This window comes from Streptomyces misionensis (genome assembly GCF_007896895.1).
Classification (GTDB): Bacteria; Actinomycetota; Actinomycetes; order Streptomycetales; family Streptomycetaceae; genus Streptomyces; species Streptomyces misionensis_A.
In genome coordinates, this window is record NZ_VOGW01000062.1 from 1 (window position 1) to 13,598 (window position 13,598).

At 72.7% G+C, this 13,598-nt stretch carries 9 protein-coding genes and 1 tRNA gene; 6 read left to right on the forward strand and 4 right to left on the reverse strand.

Features of this window, described 5'->3' with window-relative positions; all coding sequences use genetic code 11:
* Positions 1-210: 210 nt before the first annotated feature.
* From FRZ03_RS11335 to FRZ03_RS11360, 6 genes are all read left to right on the forward strand, one after another.
* A complete protein-coding gene (locus tag FRZ03_RS11335) occupies positions 211-408 on the forward strand; it encodes a hypothetical protein (protein WP_146465018.1) in 198 nt (65 codons plus the stop codon).
* Between the two features lie 268 nt (positions 409-676).
* Positions 677-3,508, forward strand: a complete 2,832-nt coding sequence (topA, locus tag FRZ03_RS11340; RefSeq protein ID WP_146465019.1) for a type I DNA topoisomerase — start codon at positions 677-679, stop codon at positions 3,506-3,508.
* Positions 3,509-3,811: 303 nt separating this feature from the next.
* Positions 3,812-6,961, forward strand: a complete 3,150-nt coding sequence (tmk, locus tag FRZ03_RS11345) for a dTMP kinase (protein ID WP_146465020.1) — start codon at positions 3,812-3,814, stop codon at positions 6,959-6,961.
* Between the two features lie 145 nt (positions 6,962-7,106).
* Positions 7,107-8,312, forward strand: a complete 1,206-nt coding sequence (locus FRZ03_RS11350) for a DNA polymerase III subunit delta' (protein WP_146465021.1) — start codon at positions 7,107-7,109, stop codon at positions 8,310-8,312.
* Positions 8,313-8,449: 137 nt separating this feature from the next.
* Positions 8,450-10,075, forward strand: a complete 1,626-nt coding sequence (locus FRZ03_RS11355; protein WP_146465022.1) for an alpha/beta hydrolase — start codon at positions 8,450-8,452, stop codon at positions 10,073-10,075.
* A 107-nt stretch (positions 10,076-10,182) separates the two neighbouring features.
* A tRNA-Thr gene (locus FRZ03_RS11360) sits at positions 10,183-10,259 on the forward strand.
* A gap of 44 nt (positions 10,260-10,303) precedes the next feature.
* On the opposite strand, the gene FRZ03_RS11365 is transcribed toward FRZ03_RS11360, so the two are convergent.
* The 4 genes from FRZ03_RS11365 to FRZ03_RS39765 form a co-directional block, all read right to left on the reverse strand.
* Positions 10,304-11,689, reverse strand: coding sequence for a tyrosine-type recombinase/integrase (locus FRZ03_RS11365; RefSeq protein WP_146465023.1), 1,386 nt, complete (start codon positions 11,687-11,689; stop codon positions 10,304-10,306).
* Positions 11,690-11,753: 64 nt separating this feature from the next.
* Positions 11,754-11,954 carry a helix-turn-helix domain-containing protein gene (locus tag FRZ03_RS11370; protein WP_146465024.1) on the reverse strand — a complete coding sequence of 67 codons (201 nt, stop codon included), beginning with the start codon at positions 11,952-11,954 and terminating at the stop codon, positions 11,754-11,756.
* 169 nt (positions 11,955-12,123) lie between these two features.
* Positions 12,124-13,269 carry a DUF3631 domain-containing protein gene (locus FRZ03_RS11375; RefSeq protein WP_146465025.1) on the reverse strand — a complete coding sequence of 382 codons (1,146 nt, stop codon included), beginning with the start codon at positions 13,267-13,269 and terminating at the stop codon, positions 12,124-12,126.
* On the reverse strand, positions 13,266-13,598 hold a 333-nt coding region (locus tag FRZ03_RS39765; protein WP_146465026.1), incomplete at its 5' end, for a hypothetical protein. The genes FRZ03_RS39765 and FRZ03_RS11375, both read right to left, overlap by 4 nt.

Here is a 13,598-nt window from a genome sequence, read left to right on the forward strand (position 1 = left end):
GCCTCCGGCACACCCGGCCGCAAAACGGCCGGAAAAGCACGGGTCTTCCGGGCCGGACGGACCAGGAGGGCGGCCCTCGCCCGCGGTGGCCGGGACGGCGGGTGGCCGCCCGGCGGTCGTTCACCCCGATGTCGTCCGCCGGTCTCCCCCGTGCCTCCCCGGCGTGTCACGCTCCCCGCGCCGGGCGGCGGAAGAAGGGGCGGACGGGGGATGGAAAGCGGACCGGAGGTCTTCGCGGGGACGGTGTTCGCCCTGTTCGGGGCCGCCCTTCTGCTGTGGACCGGCGTGCGGCTGCGGCACGGGGAACCGGTGGCGGACGGTGTGAACCGGGTCGCATCGGCCGCCGTCGCGGGCCTCGCCGGAACCCTCGCGCTGGTCCTCGGCGGCTACTGCCTCACCCGCCTCTGACATCGGAGGGCGTCCTTCCGGGAGCGTGCCGCGAGAGGAAGAGGAGCGTCGCGCTCCGGACAGGCCGCACCGGGGTACCCGGTACTCCGGGCGGCAGGAATGCCGGTAGTCGGGTTACCGTTCGAGTGGCCGTTGCGGGCTTTTCCCGTTTGACACGGGGGCGGGATGTACCGTCACACTCCGCAGCGTCACACGTGCCAGCAGTACGCCGCGACCCCGGGACGAAGGCCTGGGGAGGCCATAGCGTCGACCGGAGAGAAGAGCGAAGTTGTCCCCGACCAGCGAGACCGCACAGGGCGGCCGCCGACTCGTCATCGTCGAGTCGCCTGCCAAGGCGAAGACGATCAAGGGCTACCTCGGCCCCGGCTACACCGTCGAGGCGAGCGTCGGGCACATCCGTGACCTCCCCAACGGCGCCGCCGAGGTGCCCGAGAAGTACACCGGCGAGGTCCGCCGCCTCGGCGTGGACGTGGAACACGACTTCCAGCCGGTCTACGTCGTCAACGCGGACAAGAAGGCGCAGGTCAAGAAGCTCAAGGACCTGCTGAAGGACTCCGACGAGCTCTTCCTGGCCACCGATGAGGACCGCGAGGGCGAGGCCATCGCCTGGCACCTCCAGGAAGTCCTGAAGCCCAAGATCCCGGTCAAGCGGATGGTCTTCCACGAGATCACCAAGGACGCCATCCGGGAGGCCGTCGCCAACCCGCGCCAGCTCAACCAGAAGCTGGTCGACGCCCAGGAGACCCGTCGCATCCTCGACCGCCTCTACGGCTACGAGGTCTCCCCGGTGCTGTGGAAGAAGGTCATGCCCCGGCTGTCGGCCGGCCGTGTCCAGTCCGTCGCGACCCGGCTCGTCGTCGAGCGGGAACGCGAGCGCATCGCCTTCCGCTCCGCCGAGTACTGGGACCTGACCGGCACCTTCGGCACCGGTCGGGCCGGCGACCCCTCGGACCCGTCCTCGCTGGTCGCCCGGCTGCAGACGGTCGACGGCCGGCGCGTGGCGCAGGGCCGTGACTTCGACTCCCTCGGGCAGCTGAAGAGCGCGAACACCCTCCACCTGGACGAGGCGACCGCCCGCGGGCTGGCCGCCGCCCTGGAGAACACCCGCTTCTCCGTGCGCTCGGTGGAGTCCAAGCCGTACCGCCGCTCGCCGTACGCCCCGTTCCGTACGACGACGCTCCAGCAGGAGGCCAGCCGCAAGCTCGGCTTCGGCGCCAAGGCGACGATGCAGATCGCGCAGAAGCTGTACGAGAACGGCTACATCACGTACATGCGTACGGACTCCACGACGCTGAGCGAGACCGCCATCGCGGCCGCCCGCGCCCAGGTCACGCAGCTGTACGGCGCCGACTACCTGCCCCCGCAGCCGCGTACCTACGCCGCCAAGGTGAAGAACGCGCAGGAGGCGCACGAGGCGATCCGCCCCTCGGGTGATCGTTTCCGCACGCCCGCCGAGACCGGTCTGACCGGCGACCAGTTCAAGCTGTACGAGCTGATCTGGAAGCGGACCGTCGCCTCCCAGATGAAGGACGCGACCGGCAACAGCGTGACCGTGAAGATCGGCGGCACCGCCGCCGACGGCCGCGACGCGGAGTTCAGCGCCTCCGGCAAGACGATCACCTTCCACGGCTTCCTCAAGGCCTACGTCGAAGGCGCCGACGACCCCAACGCCGAGCTGGACGACCGCGAGCGCCGGCTGCCGCAGGTCGCCGAGGGCGACGCGCTGTCCGCCGACGAGATCACGGTCGACGGCCACGCCACCAAGCCCCCGGCCCGCTACACCGAGGCCTCCCTGGTCAAGGAGCTGGAAGAGCGCGAGATCGGCCGCCCGTCGACCTACGCGTCGATCATCGGCACGATCCTGGACCGCGGCTATGTGTTCAAGAAGGGCACGGCGCTCGTGCCGTCCTTCCTGTCCTTCGCCGTCGTGAACCTCCTGGAGAAGCACTTCGGCCGGCTGGTCGACTACGACTTCACCGCCAGGATGGAGGACGACCTCGACCGCATCGCCCGCGGTGAGGCCAAGGCGGTGCCGTGGCTGCGGCGCTTCTACTTCGGCGAGGGCAATGTCACCGGCGCCGCGGCCGACGCGGGCAACGGCGACGGCGACCACCTCGGCGGCCTCAAGGAGCTGGTGACCGACCTGGGCGCGATCGACGCCCGCGAGGTCTCCTCGTTCCCGGTGGGCAACGACATCGTGCTGCGCGTCGGCCGCTACGGCCCGTACATCGAGCGTGGCGAGAAGGACACCGAGCAGCACCAGCGCGCCGACATCCCGGACGACCTGGCGCCCGACGAGCTGACCGTCGAGCTGGCCGAGGAACTGCTGGCCAAGCCGAGCGGCGACTTCGAGCTGGGCACCGACCCGCAGTCCGGCCACACCATCGTGGCCAAGGACGGCCGCTACGGCCCGTACGTCACCGAGGTGCTCCCCGAGGGCACGCCGAAGACCGGCAAGAACGCGGTCAAGCCGCGCACGGCCTCCCTCTTCAAGTCCATGTCGCTGGACACGGTGACCCTCGACGACGCGCTGAAGCTGATGTCCCTGCCGCGGGTCGTCGGCACCGACGCCGAGGGCGTGGAGATCACCGCGCAGAACGGCCGCTACGGCCCGTATCTGAAGAAGGGCACGGACTCGCGCTCGCTCCAGTCCGAGGACCAGATCTTCACGATCACGCTGGAGGAGGCCCAGGCGATCTACGCCCAGCCGAAGCAGCGTGGGCGCGCCGCCGCCAAGCCGCCGCTGAAGGAGCTGGGCGAGGACCCGGTCTCCAACAAGCCGGTCGTGGTCAAGGACGGCCGCTTCGGGCCGTACGTCACCGACGGGGAGACCAACGCGACCCTGCGCTCCGGCGACAGCGTCGAGACGATCACCCCCGAGCGCGGCTTCGAACTGCTCGCCGAGAAGCGCGCGAAGGCGCCGGCCAAGAAGACCGCGAAGAAGGCGGCGGCCAAGAAGACCGCCCCGGCGAAGAAGACCGCCGCCAAGAAGACGGCCGCCAAGAAGACGGCGAGCGCCGCGAAGAAGACGACGGCGAAGAAGACGACCGCCAAGAAGACGACGGCCGCCAAGTCGACGTCTTCCGGCACGGAGGACTGAGGCCCCGGTCCCGGAGACCGAGTCCCGGAGACCGAGTCCCGGAGACCGAGTCCCGGAGACCGAGTCCCGGAGACCGAGTCCCGGAGACCGAGTCCCGGAGACCGAGTCCCGGAGACCGAGTCCCGGAGACCGAGTCCCGGTCCCGGAGGCCGAGCCCCTGGTACCGGGGCCGCGTCCCCGGTTCCGAGGACCGACGCTTTCCTCGTTTCGCCTCGCACACGCCCCGGCATCACTTTGGTGTCGGGGCGTGCGCATGCCAGGAGAGCGAGGTGTGGTGTCGGCGGCTACGGATAGGCTGAACGCATGACGCGAGCCGAGCAGCCAACGGCCCACACCCCAGAACCGGACGACGCCCTGGTCGCGGACTCCCGCGAGCGCGCCGTGCGTTCCCTGTTGCGCCGACCGCAGTTGCGGCGCCTGTGGAGCGCGCAACTGGTGAGCAGTGTCGGCGACATCCTCGCCCTCCTGGTCCTGGTGGTCCTCGTTCTCCAGGCGGCGATCGACCAGGGGACGTTCGGCGGTGGCTACCGGGGCGTGGCGTTCGCAGTGGCGACCGTCTTCGCGGCGCGCGGCCTCGCCGCGCTGCTGTTCGGCGCGGTCCTGCTCGGCCCGCTGACCACGCTCACCGCGCAGGAGGGTCCGCTCGACCGGCGCTGGACCATGGTCGGCGCCGACGGACTGCGCGCCGCGCTGCTGATCGTCGCCCCCCTGTGGATCGACTGGGCCCCGGCGGACGCGCCGGCCGTGCTCCTGGTCACCGCCTTCGTCACCGGCGTCGCCGAGCGGCTGTGGACGGTGTGCCGCGAGAGCGCCGCCCCCGCCCTGCTGCCCGCCCCGCCGCCGGAGGGCGCGACGGTACGGCCGCTGCCGGACCACATGGACGCGCTGCGCCGCCTCGCGCTGCGCACCGCCTTCCTCGCCGTCCCGCTGGCCGCCGCCGCCCTGGTCGTGGCCGCCCTGCTGAACAACCTGCTGGGCACCGGCGTGCCCTGGTTCGACCAGCACCACGCGGCCCTCGCGTCGTACGTCGCGGCCGGCCTGTTCGCCGCCTCGCTGTCCCTGCTGACCTATCTCGAACTGCCCGACACGCGCACCCCGCGCGCCCGGTCCCCGCTGGAGGGCCTGCGCCGCCCGCGCACCGGCGCCGGTGTCGACAAGGGGCGCACGGGCGCCATCCCGCTGCTGGTCCCGGCCTGCGCCGCCGTGGCCGGCGCCATCGCCGCGGCCGTCTCCGTGTGCGTGCTGCACGCCACCGACCTGGGCGGCGGCCCGGTCCTGTTCGGCCTGCTGGTGCTGGGCCTGACCGGCGGCGTCGCCGTCGGCATCCGTACGGCCCCCGCGCTGCTGCCCTCGCTGTCCCGCCGCCGGCTGCTGTCCCTGGCCATCGCCTTCACCGGCATCGCGCTGCTGGCCGCCGGGCTGGTCCCGGACGTCACCACCGTGCTGCTGATCGTCACCCTCGCCGGTTTCGCCGCGGGCGTCGCGGCCAACACCGGGCACGCCCTGCTCGACCAGGAGACCGAGGACTACCGCAGGGCGCGCGTCACCGAACACCTCCAGGCCGTGGTCCGCGTCGCCATAGCGCTCGGCGCGCTGATCGCCCCGGTGATCGCCGGGCTGATCGGCCGGCACCGGCTGGAGAACGGCCGCTTCGTCTTCGCCCACGGCGGCGCCTCGTTCACGCTGATGCTGGTCGGCGCCCTGCTGCTGCCGGTGGCCGCGCTGGTGCTCGCCAAGGTCGACGACCGCTCCGGCATCCCGCTGCGCCAGGACCTCAAGGACGCGCTGCTCGGCGGCGACGACCCCGTGGAGACCCCGGCGGCCAACGGCTTCTTCATCGCCCTGGAGGGCGGCGACGGCGCGGGCAAGTCCACCCAGGCCGAGGCGCTCGCCGAGTGGATCCGCGGCAAGGGGCACGAGGTCGTGCTCACCCGCGAACCGGGCGCCACGCCGGTCGGCAAGCGGCTGCGCTCGATCCTGCTGGACGTCTCCTCGGCGGGCCTGTCCCACCGCGCGGAGGCGCTGCTGTACGCCGCCGACCGCGCCGAGCACGTCGACACCGTCGTACGCCCCGCCCTGGAGCGCGGCGCGGTCGTCATCTCCGACCGCTACATCGACTCGTCCGTCGCCTACCAGGGCGCCGGCCGCGATCTGTCCCCGACCGAGATCGCCCGCATCAACCGCTGGGCGACCGACGGGCTCGTCCCGCACCTCACCGTGCTCCTCGACGTCTCCCCGGAGGCCGCCCGCGAGCGGTTCACCGAGGCGCCGGACCGGCTGGAGTCGGAGCCCGCGGAGTTCCACGCGCGCGTGCGGGCCGGGTTCCTCACCCTGGCCGCCTCCGACCCGGGCCGCTACCTGGTGGTGGACGCCGCCCAGGAGCCCGAGGCCGTTACCACCGTGATCCGGCACCGGCTCGACACCGTGCTGCCGCTGTCCCAGGCCGAGATCGAGGCCCGCGAGGAAGCGCGCCGCAAGGCCGAGGAGGAGGCGCGCCGCAAGGCCGAGGAAGAGGCCGCGCGCAAGGCCGAGGAGGAGCGCCTGGAGCGTGAGCGCCAGGCGGAGCTGGCCCGGCTGCGCGCCGAGGAGGAGGAGCGCAAGCGCCGCGAGCTGGAGGAGGCGCAGCGCCGCGAGGCCGAGCGGCAGGCGGAGGAGGCCCGGCAGCGGGCGGCCGAGGCGGCCCGGCGCGCGGAGGAGGAGCGGCAGCGTCTGCTCGCCGAGGAGAAGGCCCGCGCCGAGGAGGAGGCCCGCCGCAAGGCGGAGGAGGAGCGCCGCCGCAAGCAGGCCGAGGAAGAGGCCCGGGTCCGCGCGGAGGAAGAGGCCCGCCAGGCCCGGCTGCGCGCCGAGGAGGAGGCCCGGCTGGCCAAGGAGCGTGCCGAGGAGGAGGCGCGGCGCCTGGAGGCCCAGCGCAAGGCGGAGGAGGCACTGCTCCGCGCCGAGCAGGCCCGCCGCCAGGCGGCCGAGGCGGCCGCCGCCGCCGACGCCGCGGCCCGCAGGCCCAGCGGCCCCCTCCCGAAGGCCCCTGGCGTGACCCCGGACGCGTCCACGGTCGCCACCCCGGTGGTGTCGCCCGGCCCGGGCACGGAGGAGACGGTGCCCACGCCGGTCGTCTCGCCGGACCAGGACGGGCCCGCCGGCCGGGAGGCCCGGGACGGCCGGCGGGACGTCGGCTCCGACGCCGAGGTGACCGCCGAGCTGCCCCAGCCGCCGGCCGCCGGGCCCGGCGCGGCCGTTCCCGGCGCGGCGGACGAGACGGCGGTGCTGCCGCAGGTGGGCGCCGCGGACGAGACCGCCGTACTGCCCCGGGTGGACGCGGAGGAGACCGCCGTACTGCCTCCGGTGCGCGACGAGGAACCGGCGGACCGGATGCCGCGCGGCTTCTTCCGCGACGAGCGCCCGGCTGGGGCATCTCGCGGGTGCGGTCCTCGGAGCCGTCGGGGCCGCCGGGGCTGATCCCGCGCGCCTTCCGCAAGCGGCGCCCGTTCCCTGCCCGGCAGGGGGCGGGCGCCGCTCCGCACCGGCGGGCGCCACCGTTGTCGGTCCCCACCCGCACAATGGAGGTCGGAACGCGGAGTGTGACGGAAGGGCGGCGTGACCCGTGAGCGTGTGGGACGACCTCGTCGGGCAGGAAAAGGTGTGCGCGGTGCTGGACGCCGCCGCGCGGGACGCCGACGCCCAGGTCACCGCCGCGGCGACCGACGCGCCGCTGCCGGAGTCGTCGCGGATGACGCACGCCTGGCTGTTCACGGGCCCGCCCGGCGCGGGCCGCAACCAGGCCGCGCGGTCCTTCGCCGCGGCCCTCCAGTGCGTGAGCCCGGACCGCGCCCTCGGCGGAGCCCCCGGCTGCGGCTTCTGCGACGGCTGCCACACCGCCCTGCTCGGCACCCACGCGGACGTCACCACGGTCGCCGCGGTCGGCGCCGAGATCCTGGTCAAGGACATGCGGGACACGGTCCGCAAGTCGTTCACCGCGCCGGCGAACGGCCGCTGGCAGATCATCCTGGTCGAGGACGCCGAGCGGCTGAACGAGAAGTCGGCCAACGCCGTCCTCAAGGCCGTCGAGGAACCCGCCCCGCGTACGGTCTGGCTGCTGTGCGCCCCCTCCATCGAGGACGTCCTGCCGACCATCCGCTCCCGCTGCCGCCACCTGAACCTGCGCACCCCGTCCGTGGACGCCGTCGCCGACATGCTGGTGCGCCGTGACGGCGTCGAGCCGGAGGCCGCGGCCGCCGCCGCCCGCGCCACCCAGGGGCACGTGGACCGGGCCCGGCGCCTGGCCACCGACCCGGCGGCCCGCGAGCGCCGCGCCGCCGTCCTGCGGCTGCCGCTGCGCCTGGACGAGGTCGGGGCCTGCCTCAAGGCCGCCCAGGAACTCGTCGACGCGGCCGCCGAGGACGCCAAGCAGCTCGCCGAGGAGATGGACGGCAAGGAGGCCGAGGAACTGAAGGCGGCGCTCGGCGCGGTCCAGGGCGGCCGGCTGCCGCGCGGCACGGCGGGCGTGATGAAGGACCTGGAGGACATGCAGAAGCGCCGCAGGACCCGCACGCAGCGCGACAGCCTGGACGTGGCCCTCGGCGACCTCACCACCTTCTACCGCGACGTCCTCGCCCTCCAACTGGGCTCCCGCGTGGCCATCGCCAACGCGGACGCCGAGGACGCGCTGGAGCGGCTGGCCCGCGGCAGCTCCCCGGAGTCCACCCTGCGCCGCATCGAGGCGATCGCCGCGTGCGGCGAGGCCCTGGACCGCAATGTCCCCCCGCTGCTGGCGGTGGAGGCGATGACGATGGCGCTGCGGGCGGGCTGAGGACACGGCGCATCCCTCGTACGGGGCACCCTCGCCCTCTGTCCCCCGTACGGGGCACCCTCGCCCTCTGTCCCTCGTACGGGGCGACAATCCGCACGCACCGCATTCCTTGTATCGCACAGCGTTAGTCTCGCCAGATGCACACCAGGTCCTTTTCCTCCCGCAGCCGGTGCACGGCGTCCCGCACCCGGGCCCGCCTCACGGCCGGCGCCCTCGCGACCGCGGCCCTCCTCGTGTCCGCGTGCTCACCCGGCGGCAGCTCGGTCGCGTCGTCCTCGGCGGCGACCACCCGGACCGGTGCGGCGGACGTCCCCGTCCTGGCCCCGCTGCCGCGCACGGCACCCGCGGCGCTCACGCCGTACTACACACAGCGGCTGACGTGGCGCGACTGCGGCGCCCCCGGCTTCCGGTGCGCCACGATGAAGGCACCGCTGGACTACGAGAAGCCGGGCGCGGGCGACGTACGGCTGGCGGTGGCCCGCAAGACCGCCACCGGCAGCGCCAAGCGGCTCGGCTCGCTGCTGGTCAACCCCGGCGGTCCGGGCGGCTCGGCGATCGACTACCTCCAGCAGTACGCCGGCCTCGGCTACCCCGCCGAGGTCCGCGCCCGGTACGACATGGTCGCCATGGACCCGCGCGGCGTCGCCCGCAGCGAGCCCGTCGCCTGCCTGGACGACCGGCAGATGGACACGTACACGCAGACCGACCTGACCCCCGACGACCAGGCGGAACGCGACGCGGTGGTGGCGTCGGACAAGAAGTTCGCGCAGGCCTGCGGGGCGCGCTCGGCGCGGCTGCTGCGGCATGTCTCCACCGTCGAGGCGGCCCGGGACATGGACCTCCTGCGCGCGGTGCTGGGCGACGCGAAGCTGAACTACGTCGGCGCGTCGTACGGCACCCTCCTCGGGGCCACCTACGCCGGCCTCTTCCCCGGCCGGGTGGGCCGCATGGTTCTGGACGGGGCGCTGGACCCCTCCCTGGACTCCCGCACGGTGAACCTGGAGCAGACCGCGGGCTTCGAGACCGCCTTCCAGGCCTTCGCCGAGGACTGCGCACGGCGGACGGACTGCCCGCTCGGCGGCCGCGGTACGACACCCACCCAGGCGGGCGACCGCCTCAAGGCGTTCTTCCGCGAGCTGGACGCCCGCCCCCTCCCCGCGGGCGACGCGCACCGCGAGCTGGGGGAGGCCCTGGCGACCACGGGCGTGATCGCGGCGATGTACGACCAGGGCGCCTGGGGACGGCTGCGCGCGGCGCTGACCTCGGCGATGAAGGACCACGACGGCGAGGGCCTGCTCGCCCTCTCGGACAGCTACTACGAACGCGACACCTCGGGCCACTACACCAATCTGATGATGGCCAACACCGCCGTGAACTGCCTCGACCTGCCGCCCGCCTTCACCGGCCCCGAACAGCTCGCGAAGGATGTGCCGGCCTTCGAGAAGGCGTCCCCGGTCTTCGGCGAGGGTCTCGCCTGGGCGTCGCTGAACTGCACGTACTGGCCGGTGCGGGCCACGGGCGAGCCGCGCCGCATCCCGGCGCGCGGCGCGGCACCGATCGTGGTGGTCGGCACCACCCGCGACCCGGCGACCCCCTACCGCTGGGCCCAGTCCCTGTCCCGCCAGCTCTCCTCGGGCCGCCTCCTCACCTACGCCGGCGACGGCCACACCGCCTTCGGTCGCGGCAGCACCTGCATCGACTCCGCGATCGACACCTACCTCCTGCACGGCACCCCACCGGCCCGCGGCAAGCGCTGCTCCTGACCCTCGTACCGGCCCCGGGACCCCGGCCCAGGGGCCGGTACGAAGCACCCCCGGAAACTGTGTAGACTTACCGACGTTGCCGACCGCACCCTAGGTGCACGCAGCACGCCGCTTTAGCTCAGATGGCCAGAGCAACGCACTCGTAATGCGTAGGTCTCGGGTTCGAATCCCGAAAGCGGCTCCACCGGAGAGGCCAGCTAGGAAGCGTCCTAGCTGGCCTTTCGTCGTTCAGCGGAGGCGGCGCCTGCGCCGCGCGCGGGCCGCGCGGCTGTCGACGGTCTCAGTTCTGGTCTCAGTCGCCGCTTCCAGACGGGGCATGAAGGTATCGCCCATGCGGCGCATCGCGTCCTTGGAGAGGTGCGAGCGGCCCTTCACGTACCGCCGCGTCTGGCTGATCTGGGTGTGGCGCAGGATCTCCATGATGGTCGGCATGTCCACCCCCAGCTCGTTCAGGATCGTGCCGGCGGTGTGACGGCTTCCGTCGTACAGGCGGCGGTCATCGATCCCGGCCTCCTCCAGCAGTTCCTTGAACTCCTCCCAGTCGGCGCGCGGGTCGATGGGGCGTCCGTCCGGCCGGGTGAAGACGGCGCCGCACTCCTGCCAGGAGTCGCCGGCCGCCGCCTTCATAGCCTCCTGCTGCTCCTTGTGCACGATCAGGTAGGGGATGAACGGGGGCGGGATCGGCACGGGGTTCCGGCTCTTCTTGGTCTTGGGCCGGGTGAAGATGAGCCCGCCGCCCTTTCGCTCCGGACAGGTGCTCGCGTGCCGCGTGCAGCGCTTCGGGCACGGCTTCGGGCACCCGCGCTTGTAGCCCTTGTGCGTCGAGCAGTCCGGCGGGCACGGATCGAACCGGTGCAGCCGGGCGCCGCATGCGTGCGGGTCCTTGCAGCCGTGGCGCCAGGTGAGCCGCTGGAGCTGCCATTGAGGGTGGAACAGCTCGTTCTCCAGGTCGACGTACGGCCACCGCAGACCCAGGGTTTCGCCCTGGCGGAAGCCCATGCCGACGCCGACGCACCAGCGCATGAACGTGGGCCGCTTTGCCGCGGCTTCCAGGAACGCCTTGGCTTCCTCAGTGGTGAACGGGTTCGCCTCGGTCTCATCGACGGTCGGCGGGTCGACCAGTGTTGCCACGTTCTCGCTGATGATCCGGCGCCGGTGTGCGATCTTCAGAGCCCGCGACAGGATGCGGTGGACCTTCAGCACATGTGAGGGGGCGTGTCCTTCGTCCAGCATGGCGCGGTACATGCGTTCCAGGTGCTCCGGGGCCAGCTTGTCGAGCCGGTGCTGTCCGACGCCGGGAATGATGTCGTTGCGGGTCTTCGACCAGTAGTCGTCCAGCGATCGCGGTTTGAGCTTCAGGCTCGCGATCTCGGTCAGGTACGTCTCCATCCACTGGGCGACGGTGGGCTTACGGCCGGCCTTCGGGGCGCGGCCCTTGTCGCGCAGCGCCTCCAGCTCGCGGACCTTGCGACGCACTTCCGGTTCCGTCTTGGCCCGGCGGTGGCGCCGGTCGGGGCTTCCGTCGTTCTTCACGCCCATCGTGACGCGGCCGTGCCACCATCCATCGGCGCCGAGGTAGACGGACGACTCCAGGTTGGCCTTGCGGGGGCTCATGTACTCCTCCGGACGCGGGGTGGCCCCGGACTGCGCGTCCGAGGCCACCTCGCGCGGGTTCAGATCAGTGGGACTGCGGTTCGAGGGCGTTGACGAACTCTTCGAGGTGGACCCGCTTGATGCGGCGGGACCGCCCACGCTTGATGAACTTCAGCTCCCCGGCCGCCATCAGCTCGTAGACGGTGGAGCGGCCGAAGCTGAGCACTTCGGCGGCTTCCTCCGGGGTGTAGAGCAGGCGGTCAAGGGGCGCGACGGCGGTGCTCATTCGGTGACTCCTCCGGGGCTGTCCTTCGGGGTGCCTCTCTGAGGGCCGCTACTTCCGCTACCTCCGCTACCGCGCAGGTCAGGGGTCTGTCCGGGGTAGCGGGAAGGGGTAGCGGTAGCGGATGGGTAGCGGCTCGCGGTGGTGTCTGTCGCTACCCCGTTGTTGCTGGTCAGGCCATGTTTTCGGTGCCGGGTAGCGGAGGTAGCGGACTTTCCGGGGGTGGGGGGCAGTAGCGGGCCCACGCGTCCGCGAGATCGGCCGTGTAGTAGCCCTTGAGGACGCTCCCGGCGGTCTTGATGTTGCGGGAGGTGATGGGCTCGTTGTCGGCCGTCATGTACTCGGCAAGCATCCGGGACAGCCGCCGGTTGTCGAGCGGCTTGCCGTGGAGGTCGGCCCAGGGGGCATCGTCCATGGCGTTGAGCCGGTCGAGGATGGCCACCGTGGGCAGGCGGTCGATGCCGACCATGACGTGGTCGCGCAGGTCGGTCAGCAGCCGGATACCGAGACTGCCCTTGTCGTTGGCCTTGGACGCGGTGACCAGCGTCACGCACGCGGCGCGGGCTCGGTCGGGCCAGTCGCCGCCGGCGGCGTCCGCGATGGCGAGCAGGGGTTCCCACACGTCCGCCGGCCGGTCGGTGACGCCTTCGGGCATGTCGGGCCAGGCACCCATGACGAACCCGCGGGCGTGTTCGGCCCACTGCGCGAGTCGGTCGCGGAGCTTGTGCCCCTCGGCTTCGTGGATGCGGGCCCGGAAGGGCTCCACCGTTTCGTTCCGTGCGCGGCGGCGCATGCGGATGATGACGGACCGGGTGGTGATGGTGTCGGGCAGGTTGCCGAGTCCGGCGACGGCGACCGCGCAGTAGGACGGGAAGGCTTGCACGGTCTGGTTGCCGCCGTCGCCGATGCACCGGTAGGTGACCCCGGTGCGGCGGTGGCCGGCGTTGAGGAACCCGCGCAGTTCCTCGTTGTCCCCCGCCTTCGGGCCGAAAACCGTGTCGATCTCATCGAACAGGATCGTGGGCCGCCCGCTGGGGTTGGAGACGGAGCGGAACAGGGCGGCGGCGGAGGCGTTGACGGCCGTCATGGGGGCGGGCACGAGGGTTTCCACGACTTCCAGGGCCCGTGACTTCCCGGACCCCGGTTCCGGGGACAGGAAGGCGAGGCGCGGGGTGGAGTCGAAGCAGTCGAGCAGGTGGGCGTGCGCGTCCCACAAGGCGACGGCCACGTAGGCGGCTTCGGTCGGGAAGACGTTGAAGCGGCGGTGGAAGGCTTCCACCTCATCGAGCAGCGCGGCCCCGTCGATGGTGGGGGTCATGCGGCGGCCCTTCCTTCCTGGTTGGTGCGCAGGGGGCAGGTGTCGCGGTGGTCGGTGTGGGCGGTGATGAGGGCGAGCACGCGGCGTTGGCCGATGGCGCTGCGGTCCCAGCCGCACAGGCACCGTGAGGTGGCCGTGGGGGCGGCGCCGCGCGGCGCGCTGATGTGGAGCCATGCGACGGGGTAACGGCCATCGCCGGCGTGCGGGTCAGAGCGAAGAGCAGTTCGGTCGCCCTTACGGGCGGCGCCTTTCGGCTCGCCCACGGCCGCCGGGGGCCCGGCCTGTTTGGCGGCGTGCGGGTGGTCCGGGGTGGGGGTGATGCTCTTCAG

What these genes read in the sequence shown, in the direction of transcription:
- FRZ03_RS11355 (WP_146465022.1), top strand. Translation starts at nt 8,450, where the DNA reads ATGCACACCAGGTCCTTTTCCTCCCGCAGCCGGTGCACGGCGTCCCGC.
- FRZ03_RS11365 (WP_146465023.1), bottom strand. Translation starts at nt 11,689, where the DNA reads ATGAGCCCCCGCAAGGCCAACCTGGAGTCGTCCGTCTACCTCGGCGCC.
- FRZ03_RS11370 (WP_146465024.1), bottom strand. Translation starts at nt 11,954, where the DNA reads ATGAGCACCGCCGTCGCGCCCCTTGACCGCCTGCTCTACACCCCGGAG.
- FRZ03_RS11375 (WP_146465025.1), bottom strand. Translation starts at nt 13,269, where the DNA reads ATGACCCCCACCATCGACGGGGCCGCGCTGCTCGATGAGGTGGAAGCC.
- tmk (WP_146465020.1), top strand. Translation starts at nt 3,812, where the DNA reads ATGACGCGAGCCGAGCAGCCAACGGCCCACACCCCAGAACCGGACGAC.
- FRZ03_RS11335 (WP_146465018.1), top strand. Translation starts at nt 211, where the DNA reads ATGGAAAGCGGACCGGAGGTCTTCGCGGGGACGGTGTTCGCCCTGTTC.